Origin of the sequence: Piscirickettsia salmonis LF-89 = ATCC VR-1361 (genome assembly GCF_000297215.2) — a bacterium.
GTDB lineage: Bacteria > Pseudomonadota > Gammaproteobacteria > Piscirickettsiales > Piscirickettsiaceae > Piscirickettsia > Piscirickettsia salmonis.
In genome coordinates this window covers 1-649 of record NZ_AMFF02000254.1, presented here as the reverse complement: position 1 = coordinate 649, position 649 = coordinate 1, and the positions used below count along the sequence as shown (strand labels likewise).

Annotated in this window: 1 protein-coding gene; it reads left to right on the top strand. The window is 38.5% G+C overall.

Annotated features, from left to right (window positions below; all coding sequences use genetic code 11):
• Window positions 1-352 precede the first annotated feature (352 nt).
• The coding region (locus tag C200_RS13920; RefSeq protein ID WP_033923854.1) for a hypothetical protein at window positions 353-649 on the top strand (297 nt) is incomplete at its 3' end.

The window sequence follows — 649 nt, the reverse complement described above, 5'->3', positions numbered from 1 at the left end:
TCTTCAGCTTTTAGACGTGCTTCTTCTTCAGCTTTTAGACGTGCTTCTTCTTCAGCTTTTAGACGTGCTTCTTCTTCAGCTTTTAGACGTGCTTCTTCTTCAGCCTGTTGGCTTTTTTTACGGCCAAATAGCTTTTTTAAAATACTCATGAGCTTGTTGAATCTCTAACTTTATACTAAGGAGAGGCTATTTTAACGAACTTTTAGGGATTGCAGAAATTTTCTGAGAATTTTCTTGTTTTTGATTGAATGTTGGCTTCGGCTTGGCCTGTTTAGGCTTTTTTAGTTAGGCCTGTAATTATGATAAGATAAGATGGCTGAGATGAAGGGAACAGAGAAACAAGGAAGCGGATATGCCAGGATTTAGGGATCTACCCCAAGTACTTAGACATAAAATTGCAGAGAATTTATCAGATGAAGATATTATACGCTTTGCCCAAACAAATCGTTTAAATAATGCAGCGACTCATATCAAAAGCCTGTTGCAAGCAGCTCAGGTAGAAAAATATATTAAAAGAGAAGTAGCAAAGAGGCTTGACCCAGAGCAGTTTAATCTGCATGTTGATATTGATAAGCAAAGTTGTACAGTCCATGTGAAAATTGCATATAATCAGCCTGTCGAGCGCTCTTCTACCGCTGCGAGCCATGGA